Origin of the sequence: Tardiphaga sp. (assembly GCF_028290495.1) — a bacterium.
Lineage (GTDB): Bacteria > Pseudomonadota > Alphaproteobacteria > Rhizobiales > Xanthobacteraceae > Tardiphaga.
On sequence record NZ_JAQGJT010000060.1, the window covers coordinates 1 to 24441 of the forward strand.

General features: G+C 64.1%; 26 protein-coding genes. 14 read left to right on the forward strand and 12 right to left on the reverse strand.

Translation table 11 applies throughout. From position 1 onward, the window contains the following. From JWQ24_RS11470 to JWQ24_RS11485, 4 genes are all read left to right on the forward strand, one after another. Positions 1-543 (forward strand): branched-chain amino acid ABC transporter permease (locus JWQ24_RS11470; protein ID WP_299807718.1); only part of this gene is annotated, 543 nt, incomplete at its 5' end. A gap of 1 nt (position 544) precedes the next feature. Next, positions 545-1510 carry a branched-chain amino acid ABC transporter permease gene (locus JWQ24_RS11475; protein ID WP_299807720.1) on the forward strand — a complete coding sequence of 322 codons (966 nt, stop codon included), beginning with the start codon at positions 545-547 and terminating at the stop codon, positions 1508-1510. A 197-nt stretch (positions 1511-1707) separates the two neighbouring features. Next, the gene (locus tag JWQ24_RS11480; RefSeq protein WP_299807722.1) at positions 1708-2352 is read left to right on the forward strand and encodes a DUF47 domain-containing protein; all 645 of its coding nucleotides are present in this window, start codon (positions 1708-1710) and stop codon (positions 2350-2352) included. A 15-nt stretch (positions 2353-2367) separates the two neighbouring features. Beyond that, on the forward strand, positions 2368-3381 hold the full coding sequence (locus JWQ24_RS11485) for an inorganic phosphate transporter (protein ID WP_299807724.1): 1014 nt from the start codon (positions 2368-2370) through the stop codon (positions 3379-3381). On the opposite strand, the gene sugE is transcribed toward JWQ24_RS11485, so the two are convergent. Further along, positions 3378-3692, reverse strand: coding sequence for a quaternary ammonium compound efflux SMR transporter SugE (gene sugE, locus JWQ24_RS11490; RefSeq protein ID WP_299807725.1), 315 nt, complete (start codon positions 3690-3692; stop codon positions 3378-3380). The genes JWQ24_RS11485 and sugE overlap by 4 nt on opposite strands. A gap of 157 nt (positions 3693-3849) precedes the next feature. Here sugE and JWQ24_RS11495 point away from each other — a divergent pair, with 157 nt between their 5' ends. Continuing rightward, on the forward strand, positions 3850-5469 hold the full coding sequence (locus JWQ24_RS11495; RefSeq protein WP_299807727.1) for a peptide chain release factor 3: 1620 nt from the start codon (positions 3850-3852) through the stop codon (positions 5467-5469). Between the two features lie 729 nt (positions 5470-6198). Here JWQ24_RS11495 and JWQ24_RS11500 read toward each other — a convergent pair. After that, positions 6199-6657, reverse strand: a complete 459-nt coding sequence (locus JWQ24_RS11500) for an SRPBCC family protein (protein WP_299807729.1) — start codon at positions 6655-6657, stop codon at positions 6199-6201. Between the two features lie 108 nt (positions 6658-6765). On the opposite strand from JWQ24_RS11500, the gene JWQ24_RS11505 reads away from it, so the two are divergent. Together JWQ24_RS11505 and JWQ24_RS11510 are read left to right on the forward strand one after the other, a co-directional pair. Next, on the forward strand, positions 6766-7362 hold the full coding sequence (locus tag JWQ24_RS11505; RefSeq protein ID WP_299807731.1) for a hypothetical protein: 597 nt from the start codon (positions 6766-6768) through the stop codon (positions 7360-7362). Between the two features lie 67 nt (positions 7363-7429). Next, positions 7430-7807, forward strand: a complete 378-nt coding sequence (locus JWQ24_RS11510) for a hypothetical protein (RefSeq protein WP_299807733.1) — start codon at positions 7430-7432, stop codon at positions 7805-7807. A gap of 6 nt (positions 7808-7813) precedes the next feature. On the opposite strand, the gene JWQ24_RS11515 is transcribed toward JWQ24_RS11510, so the two are convergent. After that, positions 7814-8770 (reverse strand): tripartite tricarboxylate transporter substrate binding protein, encoded by a 957-nt coding sequence (locus tag JWQ24_RS11515; protein WP_299807735.1) that lies wholly within the window; start codon positions 8768-8770, stop codon positions 7814-7816. A gap of 145 nt (positions 8771-8915) precedes the next feature. On the opposite strand from JWQ24_RS11515, the gene JWQ24_RS11520 reads away from it, so the two are divergent. From JWQ24_RS11520 to der, 5 genes are all read left to right on the forward strand, one after another. Continuing rightward, positions 8916-9500: an NnrU family protein gene (locus tag JWQ24_RS11520; protein ID WP_299807737.1), complete on the forward strand. Its 585-nt coding sequence runs from the start codon at positions 8916-8918 to the stop codon at positions 9498-9500. A gap of 2 nt (positions 9501-9502) precedes the next feature. Then, complete coding sequence (panB, locus tag JWQ24_RS11525; protein ID WP_299807739.1) at positions 9503-10351, forward strand: 3-methyl-2-oxobutanoate hydroxymethyltransferase; 849 nt, start codon at positions 9503-9505, stop codon at positions 10349-10351. 164 nt (positions 10352-10515) lie between these two features. Continuing rightward, the gene (locus JWQ24_RS11530; protein ID WP_299807741.1) at positions 10516-11169 is read left to right on the forward strand and encodes a tetratricopeptide repeat protein; all 654 of its coding nucleotides are present in this window, start codon (positions 10516-10518) and stop codon (positions 11167-11169) included. Positions 11170-11213: 44 nt separating this feature from the next. After that, the gene (locus tag JWQ24_RS11535) at positions 11214-11756 is read left to right on the forward strand and encodes a hypothetical protein (protein WP_299807743.1); all 543 of its coding nucleotides are present in this window, start codon (positions 11214-11216) and stop codon (positions 11754-11756) included. Positions 11757-11809: 53 nt separating this feature from the next. Continuing rightward, positions 11810-13198 carry a ribosome biogenesis GTPase Der gene (gene der, locus JWQ24_RS11540; protein WP_299807745.1) on the forward strand — a complete coding sequence of 463 codons (1389 nt, stop codon included), beginning with the start codon at positions 11810-11812 and terminating at the stop codon, positions 13196-13198. Positions 13199-13737: 539 nt separating this feature from the next. Here the strand turns inward: der and mddA are convergent. Together mddA and JWQ24_RS11550 are read right to left on the reverse strand one after the other, a co-directional pair. Beyond that, positions 13738-14529 (reverse strand): methanethiol S-methyltransferase, encoded by a 792-nt coding sequence (mddA, locus tag JWQ24_RS11545; RefSeq protein WP_299807747.1) that lies wholly within the window; start codon positions 14527-14529, stop codon positions 13738-13740. After that, entirely contained in the window at positions 14526-14909 is a 384-nt protein-coding gene (locus JWQ24_RS11550) for a hypothetical protein (RefSeq protein WP_299807749.1), read from the reverse strand. Before JWQ24_RS11550 ends, mddA begins: the two co-directional genes overlap by 4 nt. Before the next feature lie 84 nt (positions 14910-14993). Between JWQ24_RS11550 and JWQ24_RS11555 the strand changes: the two genes are divergently transcribed. Next, complete coding sequence (locus JWQ24_RS11555) at positions 14994-16046, forward strand: AraC family transcriptional regulator (RefSeq protein WP_299807751.1); 1053 nt, start codon at positions 14994-14996, stop codon at positions 16044-16046. 50 nt (positions 16047-16096) lie between these two features. Here JWQ24_RS11555 and JWQ24_RS11560 read toward each other — a convergent pair whose 3' ends face one another. From JWQ24_RS11560 to radA, 5 genes are all read right to left on the reverse strand, one after another. Next, on the reverse strand, positions 16097-17248 hold the full coding sequence (locus JWQ24_RS11560; RefSeq protein ID WP_299807753.1) for a hypothetical protein: 1152 nt from the start codon (positions 17246-17248) through the stop codon (positions 16097-16099). Between the two features lie 101 nt (positions 17249-17349). Further along, positions 17350-18090, reverse strand: a complete 741-nt coding sequence (locus tag JWQ24_RS11565) for an SDR family NAD(P)-dependent oxidoreductase (RefSeq protein WP_299807755.1) — start codon at positions 18088-18090, stop codon at positions 17350-17352. Between the two features lie 163 nt (positions 18091-18253). After that, positions 18254-19717: an amidophosphoribosyltransferase gene (gene purF, locus JWQ24_RS11570; protein WP_299807757.1), complete on the reverse strand. Its 1464-nt coding sequence runs from the start codon at positions 19715-19717 to the stop codon at positions 18254-18256. 112 nt (positions 19718-19829) lie between these two features. After that, complete coding sequence (locus JWQ24_RS11575; RefSeq protein WP_299807759.1) at positions 19830-20462, reverse strand: CvpA family protein; 633 nt, start codon at positions 20460-20462, stop codon at positions 19830-19832. A 170-nt stretch (positions 20463-20632) separates the two neighbouring features. Next, a complete protein-coding gene (gene radA / locus JWQ24_RS11580; protein ID WP_299807761.1) occupies positions 20633-22102 on the reverse strand; it encodes a DNA repair protein RadA in 1470 nt (489 codons plus the stop codon). A 179-nt stretch (positions 22103-22281) separates the two neighbouring features. On the opposite strand from radA, the gene JWQ24_RS11585 reads away from it, so the two are divergent. Beyond that, positions 22282-23034: a DUF5131 family protein gene (locus JWQ24_RS11585; RefSeq protein WP_299807763.1), complete on the forward strand. Its 753-nt coding sequence runs from the start codon at positions 22282-22284 to the stop codon at positions 23032-23034. Here the strand turns inward: JWQ24_RS11585 and tcmP are convergent. Both tcmP and JWQ24_RS11595 read right to left on the reverse strand, forming a co-directional pair. Continuing rightward, entirely contained in the window at positions 23004-23891 is an 888-nt protein-coding gene (tcmP, locus tag JWQ24_RS11590; protein ID WP_299807765.1) for a three-Cys-motif partner protein TcmP, read from the reverse strand. The genes JWQ24_RS11585 and tcmP overlap by 31 nt on opposite strands. 148 nt (positions 23892-24039) lie before the next feature. Next, a partial coding sequence (locus JWQ24_RS11595) for a transporter associated domain-containing protein (RefSeq protein ID WP_299807766.1) occupies positions 24040-24441 on the reverse strand: 402 nt, incomplete at its 5' end.

A 24441-nucleotide genomic window follows, 5' to 3' on the forward strand; every position in this document is an offset into this window, starting at 1 on the left:
GGCGTCTTTCAGAATTATTTCGGCTCCTCCGGTCTGCCCTATTCGATCCCGGATGAACTCAAGGGCGGCATGAACCTCGGCTTCATGTATCTGCCGATCTATCGCGGCTGGGTGGTCATCTTCTCCCTCGTGGTGTGCCTGCTCACCTGGTATCTGATCGAGCGGACGCGGCTGGGGGCCAATTTGCGCGCCGCCACGGAAAATCCGACATTGGTGCGCGCCTTTGGCATCAACGTGCCGCGCATGATCACGCTCACTTACGGCCTCGGCGTCGGCCTCGCCGCGCTCGCTGGCGTATTGTCGGCGCCGATCAACCAGGTGCGGCCGCTGATGGGCGCCGACCTGATCATCGTGGTGTTCGCCGTCGTCGTAATCGGCGGCATGGGCTCGATCATGGGCTCGATCATCACCGGTTTTGCGCTCGGCATCGTCGAAGGCCTGACCAAGTATTTCTACCCCGAGGCCTCCAACACCGTCGTCTTCGTGCTGATGGTGCTGGTGTTGCTGGTGAAACCTTCTGGACTGACGGGACGGGCGGCCTGATATGACGACGATTACTGAAAACGCCATTTCGCAGCCGCGTCGCATCAACGATGCGATGATCGCTTTCGCCCTGATGACCGTGCTGCTGGCCATCGTGCCGTTCACCGGGATCTATCCGTTCTTCGTGATGCAGGCTCTGTGCTTCGCGCTGCTGGCCTGTGCCTTCAACCTGCTGATCGGCTATGGCGGGTTGCTGTCGTTCGGCCACGCGATGTTCCTGGGCACCGCCGGCTACTTCACCGCGCACGCGCTGAAAGTCTGGGGCCTGTCGCCGGAGCTCGGCATCATCGTCGGAACGGTCGGCGCCGCCGCGCTCGCCGTCCTCACCGGCCTGATCGCGATTCGCCGCCAGGGCATCTATTTCGCGATGATCACGCTGGCGCTGTCGCAGCTGTTGTACTTCGTCTACCTGCAGACGCCGTTCACCCACGGCGAAGACGGCATCCAGGGCATCCCGCAGGGCAAGCTGTTCGGCATCTTCAACCTCGCGAACTCGACGACGCTGTATTACGTGATCATGGTCGGCTTCCTGCTTGGCTTCCTGCTGATCTACCGCGCCATCAACTCGCCGTTCGGCGAGGTGCTGAAGGCGATCCGCGAGAACGAGCCGCGCGCCATCTCGCTGGGCTACAAGACCGACCAGTACAAGCTGCTGGCCTACATCCTGTCCGGCACGCTGGCAGGCTTTGCCGGCTCGTTGAAGGTGTTCGTGGCGCAGAACGCCTCGCTCACCGACGGGCACTGGTCGATGTCCGGCGAGATCGTGCTGATCACGCTGGTCGGCGGCCTCGGCACCTTGTTCGGCCCGGTCATCGGCGCCTTCGTCATTATTGCCATGCAGCAGTATCTCGCCGGCTTCGGCCAGTGGGTGACGGTAATCCAGGGTGTAATCTTCGTGGTCTGCGTGCTGACCTTCCGCCGCGGCGTGATCGGCGAGATCGCGCATTACTTCAAGCGCTCGCTGTAAGCTTGTCCCGGACGCGGCGCGGCATCTTGTGCCGCTCCGCAGAGCCGGGGGCAGGAGTCCTACAAAGCGGTGGATGAAGCCGCGCCCCGGCTCCGCCGATTTGCCCCGCTTGATCCAAAATGCTTTATGACAACCGTGTGACAGCGGGTGCCGATGCGGCATTGCGCGCTGCATTTGAAGCAAATTGGATCAAGACAATGCTGCGCTGGTTCCGGACGTTTTTGCCGCGCGAAGAACGCTTCTTCGACCTGTTTTCCCGCCATTCCGCGACCGTCGTGCTGGGCGCCGAGGCGCTGCAGGGCATGCTGCGCGGCGGCGACGAGACGCCGGTGTATTGCCAACGCGTCAACCAGTTCGAGAATGACGCCGACGCCATCACCCGGGAGGTGCTGACCGCGGTGCGCCGCACCTTCATCACCCCGTTCGACCGCGTCGACATCAAGAACCTGATCACCGCGCTCGATGACGCGATCGACCAGATGCAGCAGACCGCCAAGGCCGTGATCCTGTTCGAGGTGCGCACCTTCGAGCCGCCGATGCGCGAGATCGGCACGCTGCTGGTCGAATGCGCCAACCTGGTCGGCCGGGCGCTGCCGCTGATGCAGAACATCGGCGATAACGTCGGCTTGCTGACCGCCATCACCGAGGAAGTCGGCAAGCTCGAAGGCCGCGTCGACGATCTGCACGACATCGGGCTCAAGGAGCTGTTTCTCAAGCACCGCGAAGCCAACACCATGGATTTCATCGTCGGCGCCGAGATCTACAAGCATCTGGAGAAGGTGGCTGACCGTTTCGACGACGTCGCGAACGAGATCAACAGCATCGTCATCGAACAAGTCTAGGGCAGGGGCCGCACAGTGGACGCCACGCTCGCTCTTCCGGTCCTGATCGGCCTCATTGCCATCGCGCTGTTGTTCGACTTCCTCAACGGGTTGCACGACGCCGCCAATTCGATTGCCACCATCGTCTCGACCCGCGTGCTGCGCCCACAATATGCGGTGTTGTGGGCGGCGTTCTTCAATTTCGTGGCATTCTCGGTGTTCGGGCTGCACGTCGCCAACACCATCGGGACCGGGATCATCGATCCCCATGTGATCGACGCTTCCGTGATTTTCGGCGCGCTGATGGGGGCGATCGTCTGGAACCTGATCACCTGGGCGCTGGGGATTCCGTCGAGCTCCTCGCATGCGCTGATCGGCGGCCTGCTGGGCGCTGGCCTTGCCAAAGCCGGCTTTGCCGCCGCCGAATGGAAGGGCCTGTCGATGGCCCTGCTGGCGATCGTGCTGTCGCCGCTGGTGGGATTTTTGCTGGCGCTGGTTCTGACCGCGATCGTGTCGTGGGCCTCGGTGCGCTCGACGCCGTTCGCGGTCGATCGCGCCTTTCGCATCCTGCAATTCGTCTCGGCCTCGCTGTATTCGCTCGGCCACGGCGGCAATGACGCGCAGAAGACGATGGGGATCATCGCGGTACTGCTGTATTCGCAGGGCCATCTCGGCACCGAATTCTCGGTGCCGTTCTGGGTAGTGCTGTCGTGTCAGGCCGCGATGGCGCTGGGCACGCTGATGGGCGGCTGGCGCATCGTCCGCACCATGGGGCTGCGCATCACCAAGCTGACCCCGATGCAGGGTTTCTGCGCCGAGACCGGCGGCGCGGCCACGCTGTTCATGGCGACGTTCCTCGGCGTGCCGGTTTCGACCACACACACGATTACCGGCGCCATCGTCGGCGTCGGCGCCGCACGGCGCGTCTCCGCCGTGCGCTGGAACGTTGCCAGTTCGATCGTCTACGCCTGGGTGATCACGATCCCGGCCTCGGCTATCGTCGCCGCGGCATCCTACTGGGCCGTGCAGCTGCTGCACGTTCCCTTTTAGCTTACCAGCTTGAGCCCGGCGATGCCGGCCACGATCAGGCCGATGCAGGCGATCCGGGCGAAGCTCGAGGGATCGCCGAAAAGGATGATGCCGAGGATCGCGGTGCCGACCGCGCCAATGCCGGTCCAGACCGCATAGGCTGTGCCCATCGGCAGCGTTTTCAAGGCCAGAGCCAGCATACCGACTGACGCGGTCATGCTGGTCAGGGTCAGGATCGAGGGGATGAGGCGGGTGAAGCCTTCGGTATATTTCAGCCCGACGGCCCAGCCGATTTCGAGCAAACCCGCGAGAAACAACAGCAACCACGCCATGACGGCCTCCGAAACAAGCAGGCCGTCCTGCGAACGATGGGAACCGGAAGGTCGTCCTCCCTTTCCCATATGTGTGCCCGGTCGAACCGCTTCGCAACCGTGACATTACGGCGCAAATCCCCTTGATTGCGCCGGGTTTCCCTGCCACAGGCACGTCATGTCCGACATTGCTGTTCCCATCGACTCGCCCGCGCCGTCCACCTTTGCCGCCGAGGTCGCGCGCCGTCGCACCTTTGCGATCATCTCGCATCCTGACGCCGGCAAGACCACGCTGACCGAAAAGCTGTTGCTGTTCGGCGGCGCCATCAACCTGGCCGGTCAGGTCCGCGCCAAGGGCGAGCGCCGTTCTACGCGCTCCGACTGGATGAAGATCGAACGCGACCGCGGCATCTCCGTCGTCACCTCGGTGATGACGTTCGAGTTCCAGGACCTCGTCTTCAACCTGCTGGATACGCCGGGCCATGAAGACTTCTCCGAAGACACCTACCGCACGCTGACCGCGGTCGATTCCGCGGTCATGGTGATCGACGCCGCCAAGGGCATCGAGGCGCGGACGCTGAAGCTGATCGAGGTCTGTCGCTTGCGCGATATTCCGATCATCACCTTCATCAACAAGATGGACCGCGAGAGCCGCGACACCTTCGATCTCCTCGACGAGATCGAGAAGACGCTGGCGCTCGACACCACGCCGATGACCTGGCCGGTTGGCCGCGGCCGCGACTTCCTCGGCACCTACGACATTCACACCGGCGGCATCCGCCTGCTCGAAGGCGGCGGCGCCAAGACCGGAGCGGCCGAGAAGATCGAGGTCGCCGACCTCGCCGCGCGCCATCCCACGCTCGACGTCAGCGAGACGCTTGAGGAACTGGCGCTGGTCAAGGAAGCCTCCAAGCCGTTCGACCTGCAGGCGTTCCGCGAGGGCCACATGACGCCGGTCTATTTCGGCTCGGCGCTGCGCAATTTCGGCGTCGGCGATCTCCTGCAGGGGCTCGGCCAGTTCGCGCCGCCGCCGCGCGCGCAGGAGGCCAATCTGCGCAAGGTCGAGGCCGACGAACTGCGCATGTCCGCCTTCGTGTTCAAGATCCAGGCGAACATGGACCCCAACCACCGCGACCGCATCGCGTTTGCGCGGCTCTGCTCGGGCAAGCTGACGCGGGGCATGAAGGCCAAGCTGGTGCGCACCGGCAAGAACATGTCGCTCACGAGCCCGCAGTTCTTCTTCGCGCAGGATCGCGCGCTGGCGGATGAAGCCTATGCCGGCGACGTCGTCGGCATTCCCAATCACGGCACGCTGCGGATCGGTGATACGCTGACCGACGGCGAGGATCTCACCTTCATCGGCGTGCCGTCGTTCGCGCCGGAAATCGTCCGCCGCGTGCGGCTGGGCGACGCGATGAAGGCCAAGAAGCTGAAAGAAGCGCTGCAGCAGATGTCGGAAGAGGGCGTCGTGCAGGTGTTTCGCCCGCGCGACGGCGCGCCGGCGCTCGTCGGCGTGGTCGGTCCGTTGCAGCTCGACGTTCTGAAGGCGCGGCTCGATGCCGAATACCAGTTGCCGGTGAGTTTCGAAGTGTCGGAATTCTCGCTGGCGCGCTGGATCTCCAGCGACAATGCGAAGCAGCTCGACACCTTCATGACCGCCAACAATTCCGGCGTTGCGGATGACGTCGACGGCGATCCGGTGTTCCTGGCGAAGAACGACTTCTATCTGAACTACACCAAGGAACGCGCCGAAGGCATCGTGTTCTCGGATATCAAGGACGTGAAGCGCAAGGTGTGAGGCAGGTTGCTTCCGTTCCCCGGACGCGATGCAACGCGCAGTGTTGCTTCGCAGCGCCGGGGCCTTGCCAAACGCCGGAGTCCGCGACGGTCCCGGCTCCGCGCGATAGCGCTCTGCGCGGCAACGCTCCGCGCTGCGGCGCGTCTGGGACACGAAAACCGGAATTGCGTTTTTCAAGCAGCCACACTCCCTTGTTCCCTAGGCTCGATGAGCCCGGGTTGTCCGGAAAGTTTGCCCCTCGAAAACCGAGGGGAATGGCGCGCCGGCAGGCGCGGGGGTCGTCAATCGCGATCCGCTTTCGCCGTGCGAGGGCCAAAGCCGAACCGCGCGTCGCCTTCCGGCGCGCCATCGCGGCGATTTTGGGCCAGGGCGCCATACTTCCGGGATCAGGTGCGGGCCCATCGGGCCTGCTGATCCGGCCAGCTTTCGCCGGCCTTCGCCTGATCCGCGTCCAGCCGCTCAGCGGCAGAGCCTCGTAGTAGGCCCGGACGGCGAACCCCCGGCCTCCCGGACGCGAGGGTGCGAACCCCGCGCGCAGGCGCCGCATCCCGCTCCACTTCACGAACGCCTCTAGAAGCGCCCCTCGTGAGCAGGACGAGTGGAGACTATAATCCATTAGGATTTTGGTCAAGGCGCCGGACGAAGAATTTTGCACCAAGCTTAGCCGGGAAGCTGTCGCGGAGATGCCGTGGCGTCCGGGCACGACCTGCTTTGCGACGGCGGGCTGTTCTACGCCCGGTCTTCCACCTTCCGCTTGATATTCCCCAGCCCGAGCACCGCTTCCTCGTCCATCCGCGCGACCATCTCCGCCGTCGGCGGTTTCGGCCGCGCCGGGTTGCGCATGGTGCGGATGAATTTGGTGCCGCCCTCGGTCGGCTCGCAGATATATTGCACCACGATCGGTCCCATGAACGGCGTCTGCGTCAGGCCGATCCACAGCCGCGGCGGCTCGCAGGCGATCACCAGCCAGTCGAGATTGACCGGGCCGCTGCGCGTGCTCCAGTGCTCGTGAAAAGTGTCGCCGAAGCGCATCGGGCGGTCGTCGCAGTCGATCTGATGCGAGGAGGGCAGCCATTCCGGCCAGGATTTCGGATTGGTCACGTAATCGAACACCGCATCGGCGGGCGCGGCGATCACGATGGAGTGGCTGCGCTCGAACGGATGCGTCGGTGCAGAGCTGCTGGTCATGGCTGGTGTTCCCCCGGTCTGCTCGTGCGGTTGTGAACCGTCTTGATCTTGATGACGCCAGACCGGCGCATCATTTCACCCGGGCAAGCATTTGCAAAGGTGGTTCCGGTGAAAGGCACGTTGCTGTCATGGCTGGTGGTGATCGTGCTGGCGTCCGCCGGCAGCGCTGACGCGCGCTCGCGCCGTCCCGCCGATCCGACGCCGTTCTCGCATGCGCCGTGCAGCGTGCTGGACGGCGAGCCGTGCACGCCGTCGACCTGCAGCGTGCTCGATCACGGGCCGTGTATTCCGGAGATCAATTATCCGATCGGGCAGAACCTGCAGCTTACGGTGATGAGCGCGCCTGCCGACGACCAGAAGGATCGCTATCGCAAGCCCGACCACGACCTCGACACCATCGGCGATCTGTTCGCGGCGCTTCGGTCGTGCTGGTCGCCGCCGGCAGGGGACGCGGCGCGTGCGGGCATGCAGATGTCGGTGATGTTTTCGTTCCGCACATCGGGGGCGGCGATTGCGCCGCCGCGCCTGACGTTTGCCTCCCGTGACGCGCCGAAGGAGGCGCGCGACGCCTACCTCAAGGCGATCGGCGACTCGCTCGGCGGCTGCCTGCCGTTGAAGCTGACCAAAGGGTTCGCCGCCGCCATCGCCGGGCGGCCGATCATGATCCGCTATGTCGATAATCGGAACGTGAGCCAAAATCCGTGAGGTGACCTCCGGCGTGAACGGCCTCGCTTATCAACGCGACGAAAGGGCAACCACTCCGGAGGCAACGATGCCGAAACGTAAATTCCTGACGATCGCCACGGCCGTGGGCGCCGTAGGTCTCATTGCGGGCGGCAGCGTGTGGCTGTTGTGGCCGGAGGCCGACAACTGGACCGAGGAAGCCAGGGCCTGCGTCACCGACAAATATGTCGGCTATTGGGAGAGCAGCGGGACGTACGCGTTCAAGCTGGATTACGAGAACAACTGCGACCGCAAGATTTCGTGCGCGGTCAACGTCAGCATCAACAACGCCAGGGAGACGGTCCGGGATCGCGGCATTCTCGTCTTCGCTGCACGGGGCCAGACGCCGGCCGCGAACAGCTACAGCGTCTCCGTGACGTCGCTCATCGGCATGGCGCAGGCGGAGCGAAGCTGCAGGTTCGTGTAACGGCGCTCACTCGATCCTGATCTTCGCGGCCTTGATCACGTCGGCCCACAGCGCCTTCTCGTCGCTCATGCGCTTGCGCAATTCGTCGGGCGTGGACGGCGCCGGCGTGATGAGCTGCAGTTTCAGGCGCTCGATCACGGCGGGTTCGGTGAGCGTCTGTGTCACCTCGGCGTTGATGCTGGCTACCATCTCCTTCGACAATCCGCCGGGACCGACCAGCGCGTTCCAGGCGTCGGACTGCACGTCGATGCCGCTTTCCTTCAGCGTTGGCACGTCTGGCAGGAAAGGCGAGCGCTGCGCGGTGGTGACGGCGAGCAGCCTGACCGTGCCGGAGGATAATTGCGGCGTGACGCCGATCGCCGGCAGGCAGGCGACCTGCACGTCGCTGCGGATCAGCGCGGTGGTCGCGGCGGGCGACGAGGGGTAGGGGATGTGCACCATGCCGGCGCCGGCCTTTTGCGCGATCGCCTCCATGCAAAGCTGCGACAGCGAGCCCACGCCGATCGAGCCGTAAGCGAGGCCGGCCTTGTCGGCCTTCGCCCTGGCCAGGAATTCCGCGATGGAGCTGACGCCCAGCGAGGTCGGCACCGCCAGCACGCTCGGCAGCTGCGTCAGCAGCGTGATCGGCGCGAGGTCGGTGTCGGGGTTGTACGGCAGCTTCGCGAACAGCAGCGTGTTGATGGCCAGCGGGCCGCCCAGCGAAATGCCGATGGTGCCGCCGTCGGGGGCCGCCTTGGCGATGGCGTCGGTGCCGATATTGCCGGACGCGCCCGGCTTGTTCTCGACCACGAAGCTGGTGCCGGGATGCCTTGCCTGCAGGCTGTCGGCGACCACGCGGCCGACGATGTCCGGCGACGAGCCGGCGCCGAACGGCACGATCAGCCGCACCAGTTTCGGTGGCCAGATCGCCTGCTGTGCGGTGGCTGTGTGCGGCAGCCATAGCAGCGTCAGCGCGAGCGCCATTGTTCGCGCCGATCTGCGCTGTTCCCTGAGCATTGCGTCCATCCCTTGAAAAGTGATACCCGAAGCGACAGCGCGGGCTGAACTGGCGCGGACCATAATTGGAATTGCGGGGCGGGCAAATGCCCCGCGCACAGGGAGCAGGTCGGTGGGATTGAGCGGGATGATTCTCGGCCTGGTGCTGTTTATCGGCGTGCACCTCGTTTCCACCAGACGCGAGGTTCGCGCGCGGCTGATCGCGCAGCATGGCGAGAGCCTGTACAAGCTCGGCTTTGCGCTGGTGGCCGTGGTCGGGCTGGCGCTGATCGTCTGGGGCTTTGCGACCTACCGCGCCACCGGCTGGATCGACGTCTGGTATCCGCCCAAAATGATGCGCCACATCACCGTGGCCCTGATGCTGCCGGCGGTGATCCTGCTGGTCGCCGCCTATATCCGCGGCGGCATCTATCGGGTCGTGAAACATCCGATGCTGACCGCCGTGAAGCTATGGGCCCTCGCGCATCTGCTTTCCAATGGCGATCTCGGTTCGATCATCCTGTTCGGCTCGTTGCTGGGCTGGGCGGTGGTCGACCGCATCTCGCTGAAGCACCGCGCCGATGCCGGTGGCCCGCCGATCCCGGTCGGCGGTATTGGCAATGACGCGATCGCGGTGGCGGTGGGTATCGTCGCTTATCTTGCGCTTGGTTTCGCCTTCCACCCCGTGGTGATCGGCGTTCCGGTTTTTGGAGCCTGAACATGTCCGTACAGTCAGCGACGAGGCGCAAGACCGCGCCGGATATCTTTGCGCGCAAGAACGGCGAACCGATCGTGATGCTGACCTCGTATCACGCGCATACGGCGGCGCTGGTCGATCGCTATTGCGACGTCATTCTGGTCGGCGACTCCCTGGGCAACGTGATGCACGGCTTCGAGACCACGATCCCCGTCACGCTCGAGATGATGATCCTGCAGGGCCGCGCGGTGATGCGCGGCTCGCAAGCGGCGCTGGTCGTGGTCGACATGCCGTTCGGCTCCTATGAGGCGTCGAAGGAGCAGGCGTTCCTGTCGGCGGTGCGGATCATGAAGGAGACGCATTGCGGCGCGGTGAAGCTGGAAGGCGGCGTGCGGATGGCAGAGACCATCGAATTCCTCACCACGCGCGGCATTCCGGTGATGGGCCACATCGGGCTCACACCGCAATCGATCAACACGCTCGGCTCGTTCCGCTCGCAGGGCCGCGCCGAGGCCGAGGCTCTCGCGCGGGGGGAAAACGCCGGTGGGCCGATCCAGAACGACGCGATTGCGGTGGCGCAGGCCGGCGCGTTCTCCGTCGTCGTCGAGGCCGTGGCTGAGCCTTTGGCGCGAAAAATCACAGAGACCATTGCGATCCCGACCATCGGCATCGGCGCGTCGGCCGCCTGCGATGGTCAGGTGCTGGTGCTCGAAGACATGCTCGGCCTGTCGGCGCGGGTGCCGAAATTCGTCAAGCGCTTCGGCAATCTCGGCCCGATGATCGAAGCCGCGATCGAAGGCTACGCTACCGAAGTCCGCTCGCGTGCCTTTCCCGGCCCGGAACACGTCTACAACGTCAAGCCGAAGGCCTGAGGGCCGGGTGAGGCAAGGCGAACTTGCCGCCTTAACGTCTTGATGCGGCTCGCTTTGCCTTGCGGTCGCCATAACGCTAGGGTATCGCCGCCGCCATGCCATGGATCAGATTCCGGGCGCCGCTGGGGTTGAGCGCGGTTAATCGGGGACGGGATATTTCTCAAGTGTCTGAATTATTTAGTGAAGTTGACGAAGACCTGCGCCGCGAACAGCTCAAGAAGCTGTGGGATCGCTATTCCCTGTTGATCATCGCCATCGCGATTCTGGTCGTGGTCGGCGTCGGCGGCTGGCGCGGCTACTCCTATCTCGAGGCAAAGAAGGCCGCCGAGGCCGGTGCGGCTTTTGACCGCGCTGCCGACCTTTCCGAACAGAACAAGCATGCCGAGTCGGAAGCCGCTTTCACCAAGCTGGCCGCGGAGGCCCCTGCGGGCTACCGCACCCTGGCGCGGCTGCGCGCCGCCTCCGAGGCTGTGTCGCGCGATCCGCAGGCGGCCGTGAAGATGTATGACGACATCATCGCCGACCGCGCCGTGCCGGCCGTCGAGCAGGATCTGGCGCGAATCCGCGCCGCCGGCCTGCTGGTCGATACCGCGCCCTACGACGCGCTGCTGGCCCGGCTGGAGCCGGCGACCACCAACACCGGAACCTACCGCCATTCCGCGCGCGAATTGCTGGCGCTGTCCGCCTGGCGCGCCAACAACGCCGCGGCGACACGACAGTGGCTCGACATGATCGCCAATGACGGGGAGACCCCGGCGACACTGCGCACCCGCGCCGAGGCGCTGCAGGCGCTGCTGCCGCCGGCCGCCAAAAGCTGACCAAAAGCCGATCCTGCAAAACCGAGTTGAGTGAGAAGCCGTCCATGCGCCCTGTGCAACGCCTCGTATCCGCCGCCGTCCTGATCGCGCTGTCCGGCGCGCTGACCGGCTGCGGCAGCATGACCGGCTGGGATCCCTCGGACATGCTCGACTTCCTGGACACCAAGAAGAAGCTGCCCGGCGACCGCAAGCCGGTATTCCCCGAGGGCGTCCCCGGCCTGCAGCAGGGCGTGCCGAAAGAACTCTACAAGGGCAATGTCGAGCAGCAGCAGCGCGACGAAGCGGCGGCTGCTGCGGCCGCCGCTGCCGCGCCACCGGCAGCGGAGCCGAAGGGCCGCAAGTCCAAGGCGCGGGTCAATGTCGGTGCTGTCCGCAATTCGGCGCCGGCGGCCGAGCCCGAAGCGGCCGAGGAGGGCGCGGCTGCCGCCGTGCCGGCCGAGCCGAAGGGCCGCAAGATCGTCCGCCGCCGCACCACGGCGCCGCCGGCCGAAACCTCCACCGCCCCGGCACCGCAGGCCGCACCGGCCCAGCCGCCATCGACTTCGCCCTTCCCGGCACCGGTACCTTCCGGCACCTTCACCCGCTAAGATCGCCGCTTTCCGGCATTGACATGCGTCCGCTAAAGGGCGCACGGAACACCATGTCTTTCACCATTGCCATTATCGGTCGACCCAACGTCGGCAAATCCACGCTGTTCAACCGTCTGGTCGGACAGAAGCTCGCACTTGTCGATGACACGCCGGGGGTTACCCGCGACCGTCGCGAGGGCGCCGGCAAGCTCGGCGACCTCGAATTCACGCTGATCGACACCGCGGGCCTCGATGAGGGCCCGAAGGGCTCGCTGACGGCGCGGATGCAGGAGCAGACCGAGACCGCGATTGAACTCGCTGACATGCTGCTGTTCGTGATCGACGCCCGCGCAGGCCTGACGCCGAACGACCGTGCCTTCGCCGATTTCGCGCGCCGCGCCAACAAGCCGGTGGTGCTGGTCGCCAACAAGTCCGAAGGCCGCCACGGCGAAGTCGGCGCGATGGAATCCTACGCACTCGGCCTGGGCGAACCGATCCAGATCTCCGCCGAGCACGGCGAGGGCCTGTCCGACCTCTACGACAGCCTGCGCGACATCATGCCGGAGCCGCCTGCGGACGTGGAGGACTTCGATGATGACGACATCATCGAGTCCGAAGAAGATATCGCCAAGCGCCCGATCCGCGTCGCCATCGTTGGCCGGCCCAATGCCGGCAAGTCGACCACGATCAATTACCTGCTGGGCGAAGAGCGGCTGCTGACCTCGGCCGAGGCCGGCACCACCCGCGATTCGATTTCCGTCGAGGTCAACCACAAGGGCCGCGAATTCCGCATCTTCGATACCGCCGGGCTGCGCCGCCGCTCGCGGATCGAGGAGAAGCTGGAGAAGCTGTCGGTGGCGGATGCGCTGCGCGCGATCCGCTTCGCCGAAGTCGTCGTGCTGATGATGGATTCGCAGACCAAGTTCGAGGAACAGGATCTGCGCATCGCCAACCTGATCGAGCGCGAAGGCCGCGCTCTGGTGGTGGCGGTGAACAAGTGGGACCTGATGGGTCAGAAGGCCAATCTGGTCAACGACCTCAGAACCGACGTCGATCACCTGCTGCCGCAGGTCAAGGGCGTGCCGATCGTGGCGATCTCCGGCCTGATGGGCGAGGGGATCGACAAGCTGATGAAGGCGATCGAGGAATCCTATTCGGTCTGGAACCGGCGCGTGCCGACCGCATCGCTGAACCGCTGGTTCGAGCAGGCGGTCGATGCCAACCCGCCGCCGGCCGTGTCGGGCCGCCGCCTCAAGTTGAACTATGCGACGCAGGCCAAGGCGCGGCCGCCGAGCTTCATCGTATTCTGCTCGCGCGCCGACGCGGTGCCGGAATCGTACTTGCGCTATCTCGTCAATTCGATGCGCACCTTCTTCGACCTGCCGGGCACCCCGGTCCGCATCACGCTGCGCGAAAAGGCCAACCCGTTCGCCCACAAGCGCAAGCGCCCGACAAGGTAGTTTCTTCGCCGCCACACACCCGACCGTCATCCTGAGGCGCCGCCGCGAAGCGACGGCCTTGAAGGGTGCACCGCATGCGCTCGTGGCCGCATCCTTCGAGGCTCACCCTGTGGGTGAGCACCACAGGGTGACGACGATGGTGAGCTTCCGGCATCGCCGAGATTTTCTCCCGCAGCGACTCCGCCGGCGACGAAATGCGGTTGTCGTGCGGGCGACAGCGCCCGGGCACGGGATCGTCGCGGATCGCCGAAGGTTCGACTGCGGATGCTTCGATCAGCATGACGGTCGCGGCCAGGGCGATGGCGAAAATTCCGATCGTCGCCATTACGACCGTGATCGTTGCTTTCCACATGTCAATGCTCCGAACCTAGACATCGAAGTCGCTGCTCGATGCCGTCAATGGATGCGTTTGGTCCGAGGACCTTGATTTGGGCTCGATCACGTCGCTGCGGGAGCGCGTGCATGGCAGCCCTTTCTCTGCGGCTGATCGAATGCCACGGCGCGCCCGACGCGTCGTGGCATCGTGAAGTGGCGCGCGATCAGCGAGCCTGCATTCCGCCCGCCGGGCGATCGCCGCTGTCGAGGCCCGGTCGCGCCGGCCCGACCGCCCGCCGCCACGGCAAGATCATCGCCACGCGATCCCGGTAGCGGCGGTAGTCGTCGCCGAACAGATCCACCAGGTCGCGCTCTTCCAGGAAAATGCCGACGAAGATGTAAGCCGTGGTGACCGCCGCGAACAGCAGGTGACCTACGGTCATCATCGGCGTCGCCCAGAAGGCGATGATGAAGCCGAGATAGATCGGGTGCCGCACGAAGTTGTAGTAGAACGGCGTGCGAAATCGCGGTGCCGCCGCGTCCCGTCCGGCGAAGTTGTCGATCACCTGCTGCACGCCGAACAACTCGAAATGGTTGATCAGAAACGTGCTGGTGAATACGATCACCCAGCCTAGCAATGACAGTGCGGTGACGGCCATCGCGATCGGTGGATTTCCGATCTGCCAGATCACAGCCGGCATCGGCCGCCATTGCCAGAACAGCAGCAGCAAAACGAGACTCGCCAGCAGCACGTAGGTGCTGCGCTCGATCGAAGGCGAGACGTATTGCGTCCACCATTGCTTGAACGATTTCCGTGCCATCACGCTGTGCTGGATGGCGAACAGCGACATCAGCACGAGATTGACCACCACGGCCTCGGGCCAAGGCACTGGCGTACCGGCGTTGATGTCTTTTGGTACCACCATCCCGTCGACGAAGCCGATGGCGTACAGAATGGTTGGGAAGAAGACCAGGTAAGAAGCGAGTCCATAGAGAAGCGCAAAGATGCGGGTCATGGCGTTTCCTTTGCTAGATTTAGTGTCGATTTCGACGATGATTGCCGGTTGCCGCGCCGTGGCGACGGACCGTCTCGCGCATCCGGTTGGCCGTTGAGAAAGAGTTCGGACGCGACGGTCCGTGGCGGAACAGTGTTGTGCACCGCAGTGGCGCCAGAGACCGTTTGTTCCTGCCGCTCGATACGCTCGGCAAAGAAATGCCCGGGGTCGGTGTTGAGCGGCGATGCCAGGAAGCTGGCCAGAGCGGCACGCGAAAGACCGGCCTCGTGCAGGGAAGCCTCGTCGATGCGCAGAAGCGGTGCGATGGCCCGCCGCATCAGCACGGTCGCGATGAACCCGAAACTCCGGTCGGCCGTCCGGGCCAGCCATTCCTTAATCATGACACTCTCCAACGCTACGTTCGTTGCTGCGGCGTGACCGCACTTGTCAGGCTGCGGAGGTTGATCGGAGGTTCAGGACCTCGCATGATCGAGACACCGCAATCATTTGCAGCGACACCGGATGTCGATCCTGGCGGGGATGTGCTCGCGGAAATGCTGCGCTCGATACGGCTCAGCGGAGCGGTATTTCTCAGCGCCAGCCTGACCGAGCCATTCGGTCTCATCAGCCCCCGGCATTTCGACGAACGCACGCCGATGGCCCATTTGCGCCATGTCAGCATTTTCCATCTCATCTCGGCCGGGGAATGCACGGTTGAACTGGCCAGCGGCCAGCGGGAAACCATTCGCGCCGGCGACGTTCTGCTGATGCCGTTCGCCGACGCGCATACCTTTTCCAAAGGTCAGGGCGGCGAGTTGGGGTCGGCACTGGATCTGGTGCGGGCCGGTCCATTATCGGGAATGTGGAACATCACACACGGCGGCGGCGGGCCGGAGACCCGCATGGTTTGCGGCTTCATCGAATCCTCGGAGTTGCTTTATTCGCCTGTGTTTCGCACCCTGCCGCCGCTGCTGATCGACCGCACCGGCGACGACAAGGTCAGCGCGCTCCTCACCACGACCGTGCGCGAAATTCTCTCACTGACGACCGATGCCACGCCCGGCAGCGAAATCATGCTCGGCCGCCTGATGGAGTTGCTGTTCGTCGAGGTGTTGCGCCGCTACGCGGCCGGTTTGCCGGAAAGTGCCCATGGTTGGTTCGCGGCGCTGAACGATCCCATGCTCGGACGGGCCATGTGGCATGTGCACGGCAATCCCGGCCGACGCTGGACCGTCCACGATCTGGCGCGCGAGGTCGGCACGTCGCGCACGGTGCTGGCCGAACGGTTCAACGAGGTGCTGGGCCAGACTCCGATCGAATATGTGACCAGTTGGCGGATGCAACTGGCGGCGGAGCGCATGCGAATGGGCACCGATGGCCTGGCCGTCATCGCCAACGATGTCGGCTATGACTCCGAAGCCGCCTTCAATCGCGCGTTCAAGCGCGTCACCGGAATAGCGCCGGGCCGCTGGCGGGATGGCGCGCGGTCGGCGCAGCCATACCCCAGGCCGATGCGTCAGGAGTCATCTTCGCGCTGATAGGGCCGCGGCGCACGCACGTCGAACGCGCTGACGGCCGAAGATTTCCGCTACTTCAGCGCATCCGATACCAGTTTGAATTTCTGGATCCGCTTGGCCGTATCGACCTCCGCCGTATAGACGTTGCCCTTCGCGTCGATCGCCATGGCGTGAATCCAGTGGAACTGGCCGGCATTGCGGCCGTTGCGACCGAAGCTGCCGACCACCTTGCCGTCGTCGCGGTTGAGGATGCGGATTTCGTTGTTCTCGCCGTCCGCCGTCAGCAGCCACGTCTGCTTCGGATCGGGCCACAGGGCGAGATCCCACACCGCGCCGTTGCCGAGCGTGTTCTTTTCGAAGAACCACTCCTTCACGAACGTGCCGTCCTTCTTGAACACCTGGACGCGGTTGTTGATGCGGTCGCAGACATAGACCAGGCCGTCCTGCGCGATCTTCACGCAATGCACGGGATTGCCGAACTGTTGCGCCACCGGCGCCTTCGGATCATACGCCGCCTGCTTGTCGTCGTTCGGTGGTTTGCCATAGGCGCCCCAGTGTCGCTTGTAGGCGCCGCTGGTGGCGTCGAACACGATGACGCGGCGGTTGCCGTAGCCGTCGGCGACGTAGATCTCGTTGGCTTCCTTGTCGATCGCGGTCTCGGCGGGCTTGCCGAGTTGCGTGGTGTCGTTGCTGCCCTTGCTCGGCCCGATCGTGCCGATCTGCATCACGAACTTGCCGTCGAGGGTGAATTTCAGAATCGCATTGTCGTTGTCGAGGTTGCCGCCGACCCAGACAAAGCCCTTCTCATCGACCTCGATGCCGTGCTCGCGGCCGACCCAGGTGTAACCCGCACCAGCGCCGCCCCAGGAGCGCAGCAGATTGCCGTCGGAATCGAATTCCAGCACGGGCGGTGCCGAGACGCAGCACTTTGAGCGCGGCGGTGTGAGCCCGGCGCCGTTCTCGTCCTCTGTCAGCGAGCGAGGCCGGTGGATCACCCAGATATGGCCCTGCGCATCCACCGTGATGCCGCCGACCTGGCCGAGGATCCAGTTGTTCGGCAGCGGCTTCGGCCACGACGCCTCGACCTCGAAACGCGGAATGTCGGTTGCGCGGGCGGGAGTGAAGGAGAGCAGGGCGAGCGCCGTGATGGCGATGACCGACCAGGCGAGAAGGTTGCCGACGATTACTCCGAACAACTGCACACGCCGCGACGCCTGCTTCATGGTTGTCTCCCTGACTCGTTGCGGGTTTCCCGCTTGCAGGCGAGTGAAGTACCGGCGGGAGGGCGAGTCAATCGTGCGGCGCACTACCTGCGCGCGGTCGCTTACACCGGCGGCTGGTAGCTCAGCACGCGGCGTGATGCGTAGTCGTACAGCCGGCCGGTCTCGGTCCAGTCAGGCGAACACATCGGCACGATGAATTCCGCGACCTCCCCGGGCGTCGGCAGTGTGTCGGGATCTTCGCCGGGCATCACGATGGCGCGCATGTGGGTACGGACCGGGCCGGGGCTGAACAGGTTGGCGCGGATCGGCGTGGTCGCGGTCTCCGCCGCCCAGACGCGCACCAGCGCGTCGAGCGCAGCCTTGGAGACGGCGTAGGGGCCGCGATAGGCCGGCGCCTTGCTGGCGCTGCCGGAGGTGACGAACACCGCGCGGCCGGCGTCGGACTGCCGGAGCAGCGGCTCCATGCAGCGGATCAGCTGGAAGTTGGCGGCGACGTTGACCGCCATCACCTCGCTCCACGGCTTCATCTCGATATGGCCGAGCGGCGACGAGGGACCCGCGATGCCCGCATTGCCGACCAGGATGTCGAGCTTGCCGTGGCGATCGTTGAGCGCGGCGCCCAGCCGCGCAATGCCGTCGAGGTCGGTGAGGTTGAGCGGCACCAGCGTGGCGCTGCCGCCGATGGCACGGATCGCGTCGTCGAGCTCTTCAAGTCCGCCCTGCGTGCGCGCCACGGCCACGATGTGCGCGCCGGCTTTGGCGAGCGCGAGCGCTGTGGCATGGCCAAGGCCGCGCGAGGCGCCGGTGACGAGAGCGATGCGGGAGGCGAGGGGAAGGGGCATGGGCGGACTCGTAACTCTCGGTGGTCGTCCCCGCGAAAGCGGGGATCCATAAGCGCGGAGAGTTATGATGTGGAAAAGCGTGCGTGTCTAATCTTGCGCGTCTCAAAACGAATCGAGGCCATGGGTCCCCGCTTTCGCGGGGACGACACCCGAGAGGTCTTGTTCAACTCGCCTCTGCCAATAGCGAGAGCTGCCGGGGAGCTTCGATCTCGTGCATGTCGGTGAGCGGGGTCGGGTAATCGCCGGTGAAGCAGTGGTCGGCGAATTTCGGCATCGCGGGGTTGCGGCCGGGTTCGCCCATCGCGCGGTAGATGCCGTCGACCGACATGAAGGCCAGCGAGTCCGCGCCGATCAGTTCGCACATTTCTTCGAGCGTATGCGTCGCGGCGAGCAGGCCGGAACGGTCCGGCGTATCGATGCCGTAATAATCGGGGTGGGTGATCGGCGGCGAGGCGATGCGGAAGTGGACTTCCTTGGCGCCGGCGTCGCGCATCATCTTGACGATCTTCTTCGAGGTAGTGCCGCGCACCAGGCTGTCGTCGATCAGCACGATGCGCTTGCCTTCGATTGCCGCGCGGTTCGCCGAATGCTTCATGCGCACGCCGAGTTCGCGCACGCTCTGGGTTGGCTGGATGAAGGTGCGGCCGACATAGTGGTTGCGGATAATGCCGAGTTCGAACGGGATGCCGGACTCGCGGGAATAGCCGATCGCCGCGGGCACGCCGGAATCCGGCACCGGCACGATCACATCGGCCTCGACATGGGTCTCGCGCGCGAGCTGCGCGCCCATCGCCTTGCGGGTGTCATAGACCGAACGGCCGCCGACGATCGAGTCGGGACGGGCGAAGTAGATGTATTCGAAGATGCAGGGGCGCGGCGGCACCGGCGCGAACGGCTTGTGGCTCTGTACGCCGTGGTCGTCGAACACGATGACTTCACCGGGCTCGATGTCGCGGATGTATTTGGCGCCGATGATGTCGAGCGCGCAGGTTTCCGACGCGAGGATCGGCGAGCCGTCGAGATCGCCGAGCACCAGCGGGCGGATACCGAGCGGATCGCGGGCGCCGACCAGCTTCTTGTTGGTCAGCGACACCAGCGCATAGGCGCCCTCGATGGCACGCAGCGCCTCGATGTAGCGGTCGATGAAACTGTTGCGCTTGGAATGCGCGACGAGGTGCAGGATCACTTCGGTGTCGGTGGTCGACTGCATCATGGCGCCGTTGCGCACCAGCTCGCGGCGCAGCGTCAGGCCGTTGGTGAGGTTGCCGTTATGGGCGACCGCGAAGCCACCGGCATTCAGTTCGGCGAACAGCGGCTGCACGTTGCGCAGAATGGTTTCGCCGGTCGTGGAATAGCGGGTGTGGCCGACCGCGGCGGTGCCGGGCAGGCGATCGATCACTTCGCGGCGGGAGAAGGTATCGCCGACCAGGCCGAGGCGGCGTTCGCTATGGAACCGCTTGCCATCGAAGGCGACGATGCCGGCGGCTTCCTGGCCGCGATGCTGCAGGGCGTGAAGCCCGAGCGCGGTGATCGCTGCGGCGTCCGGATGATTGTAAATCCCGAACACGCCGCACTTCTCGCGCAGCATGTCGCCATCCACGTCGGGATCGCGGAAGTTGTGTGTCATGTCAGTTTCGAGGTCCGGTTTTACTGCGTCGTGGGAAGGGCTTTGCATTGGGTTCATCGCCTCTCGGTCGCAAGAAAACTGGCAAGAAAACTGGATAGACCTATAACCACAATTACTTTGTGGCAGGTTTACCATCGATCAGCTTTTTAAGGCTGTCGCGTACCGGCTTGGAATAGCCATCGCCCGTGGCCGGTGCAGCCGGCTCGGCGTCGGTGGCGTCCTCATCGGGCTTGTTCTTCTTGAATCTCTTCAAGATGGTGTTCTCGGGGTCATCCGGCAAGAGCGCCATCAGCCAATTGCCGGTGGATTCAAGCACCACGCGCGATTTCGCGGCGGTGACCCAGTCCGGACGCTGCTTGTCGGGAACAAGCCAGCTGAAGAACAGGAAGGCGACGACCACGATCAACAGACCGCGCGCGAGGCCAAACAGGAAGCCGAGCGTGCGATCCAGCGCGCCGATGCGCGAATCGAGGATCATGTCGGAGATACGTACCGTGATGATCGAGACCACGATCAAGGTGCCGATGAACACGCCGGCGATCACCGCGATGGTGGCGACGGTATCATTGGCAATGTAGGTCTTGGCGGAAGGCAGCAGCTTCTGGAACGCGAACAGCGTGACCACGGCGGCCGCGCCCCAGGCCGCGATCGACAGAATCTCGCGCATGAAGCCGCGGACCATCGCGAGCAGACCGGAGATCAGCATGACCCCGAGCAGGACAAGATCGAGAATCGTTATCGGCATCGGCTGGTCGGGTCCGCTCGGTGATCTCTACGGCGAATCGGCGGATGGCGGCCGGTTCGCGTGACGGTGATATGGCACGTCCGGCGGGGGCAGAAAACAGCAAACCCTGCGCCCACCACAGCAATGTTCCCTCTGGCTATAGCGGCGGGCGCAGCGAACGTCACGCCGCTTCAGCCGTCCTGACGTTTGAAACGGGCCGGGGCGGCGCTTTTCTCCGCCGCTGTGCTTTTGCTGTTGCCGTTATCGCGGGTCGGCTTGACGCCGCGCGCGGCGATATCCGCCACCAGCGTGGTCAGGCCGCCGACGGTGCCGAGCGTCAGCCCGGCATCGCCGCCGGCGTCGCCGCCGCGCGCCGATTCCGGCAGCACCGCACGGGCAAAGCCGAGCTTGGCGGCTTCCTTCAGCCGCGCCGAGGTCAGCGACACCGGGCGGACCGCGCCGGACAGCGAGATTTCGCCGAAATATACCGCATCGGTCGGAAGCGGCGCGTTGCACAGCGATGACACCAGCGCGGCAGCGGCGGCGAGATCGGCGGCCGGCTCGTTGATGCGCAGGCCGCCGGCAACGTTGAAATAGACGTCGTAGCCGGACAGCTTGACGCCGCAATGCGCCTCCAGCACCGCCAGCACCATTGACAGCCGGTTGGAATCCCAGCCGACCACGGCGCGGCGCGGCGTGCCCAGAGTGGTTGGCGCAACCAACGCCTGCAATTCGACCAGCACGGGGCGGGTGCCCTCCATGCCGGCGAACACCGCGGTGCCCGGCGAGCCGAGATCGCGATCCGACAGGAACAGTTCCGAGGGATTGGAGACTTCGCGCAGGCCCAAACCGGTCATCTCGAACACGCCGATCTCGTCGGTCGGCCCGAAGCGGTTCTTCACCGCGCGCAAAATGCGGAACTGCTGCGAACCCTCGCCCTCGAACGACATCACGGCATCGACCATGTGCTCGACCACGCGGGGGCCGGCGATCTGGCCGTCCTTGGTGACATGTCCGACCAGAATGATCGCCGCCCCGGACTTCTTTGCAAATCTGATCAGCGCCTGCGCGGAGGCGCGCACCTGCGTCACCGTGCCCGGCGCGGATTCCACTGTGTCGGTCCACATGGTCTGGATCGAATCGATCACGATCAGGCGCGGCACCGCGCCCTCGGACAGCGTGGAGACGATGTCCTCGACCGAGGTTTCGGCGGCGAGCTGCACCGGCGCGTCGGCCAAGCCCAGCCGCTCGGCGCGCAGCCGCACCTGCGCCACCGCCTCTTCGCCGGAAATATAGACCACGCGGTGGCCGGCCCGCGCCATCAGCGAGGTCGCCTGCGTCAACAGCGTCGACTTGCCGATGCCGGGATCGCCGCCGACCAGCAGCACCGATCCCCGCACAAACCCGCCGCCGGTGACGCGATCGAGCTCGACCATGCCGGAGGACAGCCGCGGCGCCTCCTGGCTCTTGCCGGTCAGCGTCTCCAGCGTGAACAGCCGGCCCCTGCGCTTGCTGCGGATCGAGACCGGCATCGAAGTGGCGCCGGTCGTATCCTCCTCGGCCAGCGTGTTCCACTCGCCGCAGGATTCGCACTTGCCCTGCCAGCGGTTAAACGCCGCGCCGCAGTTCTGGCAGACGAAGGAGAGGGTGGATTTGGCCATGGGGAAGGAAGCCGGCTGGGGATTGTTCTTATTTTGTTCTATAACCGATTAATAATCGGTTCGCGACAAAAAACTCGCTTGGCGCGGGACTGAAGGAAGCCTCACCCGAGGAGACAGCAAATTCGGGTAACTAAATCTAACCACTTTCTTGAGATTCTATCGGTAGTTGAGGGAATTTCATGGCCGAAACATCGATCGAGTGGACTGATGCGACTTGGAATCCTGTGGCGGGGTGCACGGTTCTGACCGCAGGCTGCACGAATTGCTACGCCATGCGGATGGCGGCCAGGTTAGAGGCGATGGGCACCGAGAAGTACCGCGGGCTCACTCGAAAAAGCGGGCGCAGGGCGGTTTGGACGGGGAAAATTCGATTGGACGAGAAATCGCTCGATTCCCCACGCGCTTGGTCCAAACCGCGCAAGGTCTTCGTCAACTCGATGTCCGATCTTTTTCACAACGATGTCCCGGTTGAATTTATTGCTCGTGTTTGGGCGGTGATGAGGGAAACTCCACGCCACACGTATCAGATCCTCACGAAGCGGCCTGAGCGTATGGCGGAAGTGCTGTCGCAAGCGCCGTTTGAAATTTTGCCAAACGTTTGGCTCGGTGCCAGCGTTGAGGACGGTCGTGTACTCGGACGGCTAGATGCGCTTCGGCGCGTGCCCGCGTCGATTCGGTTTGTTTCTTTAGAACCGCTGATCGGGTCAGTTGCAGCCAGCGATTTGACCGGCATCCATTGGGCTATCGTCGGCGGTGAGAGTGGCCCGCGTGCCCGCGAAATGAAGCCGGAATGGGTCGACGAGATTGAGGCGATGTGTCGCCGCACTGGGACGGCATTTTTCTTCAAGCAATGGGGCGGCAAGAACAAGAAAGCTGCGGGGCGCCTGTTGCGCGGCCGCACCTATGACGAACTGCCCGCTTTGAGTATGTGATTGCCGATCTTGGTTGCCAAGCCAATGGCCTTCGGATCATCATTGGATATGCAGAAGAACAGCGAAAATCGCTGGGGCCTCTTGTGTAGAGGCAGTGGTAATGGCTTAAGCACTGCCGCGAAAATCGCCTCTAGTCGAGACTTCGCATAGGCTTCCAGGCCAGTCACGTCTGCCGAACGCCGCCGCGGCTCCTCAGAGATTCCTTCAAATAAATCGTCGCGCATCGTTTTGGGATATAGCTCTTGCTCCCATGCATCAGATCCAAACATTCTAGTAAGGGCGGCACGCTTGTGCTGATCGATGTCAGCCAAGTCCCGTGTGGCTTGTCGATAAAGACCAGCCAGTGAGAACAGAAACCAGACGTCGATCGCTTTGGTTGCTGCCACTTTCTCGAGCGTGGACCATTCCAGTTGCATCCCATAGGGATCAAGAAAGAGAACTGCACGCGTAGAGCGCCAATTATTTGCTGCGACCAGAGATTTCAGCGCATCGTTGGCATCATTTTTGACGACCGCAATTCGTCGATTCGGATAATTCGCTGCCAACTCCTGCAGGGCCGCTACGTATGAAGGCTTGCTTTCGATAAAGACGATGAAATCGAACGGCGGTCTCACATCGATAGCAATTCTAGCCGAGCCGCGCCGACGTTCGACCCTTTCCGGCTCGCCAGCGTCCAACAGACCAGCCGCACGTTCTTCGTATCGTACAGTGCGGGAGCCAGTCCCCGCGAAGGCATCTATGTACCAAAGTTCTTCGAACTTACCTCTAAGTGCCGTGGTGAAGAACTTCAGGTATTTTTCAACAATTGATAGCTTGAGCTCGGTGTGCTGGTCACCAAACTCATGATCGATGGGCATCACCGCGCCTCTACAAGTGTGCGCCGCAACGCAGTTGGGGCAAACGGAGAAATCGCGTTGTTAGCTATTGATGATTGATCGCCGTTAGGTTGCAAACTAGCTTAACATGGCACGGAATGGCAACCGCGGGCGATTGGCAAAGTTGCCCTTACGCCCCCTGCACCTTACACGCGAGCACCTTGTCAATCCGCCGCCCGTCCAGATCGACAATCTCGAACCGCCAGCCGCCGGTTTCGATCTTGTCGCCGACGTTCGGAATGGTCCCGAACTCCTGCAGCATGAAGCCGGCAAAGGTCTGATAGGGCCGCGACGCCGGCAGCGGGATGCCGAGCAGGGCGGCGAATTCGGCCGCGGGCATCCAGCCCGATATCAGATAGGAGCCGTCATCGCGCTGCACGAAGGCAGGCTCCGCGGGACCTTCTTCGGTGTGAAAGGCGCCGACGATCGCCTCCAGAATATCGAAGCTCGTCACCACGCCCTGAAAGGTGCCGTACTCGTCGTGGACCAGGCCCATATGCACCGGCGAGTCGCGCAGGATCGCGATGACATC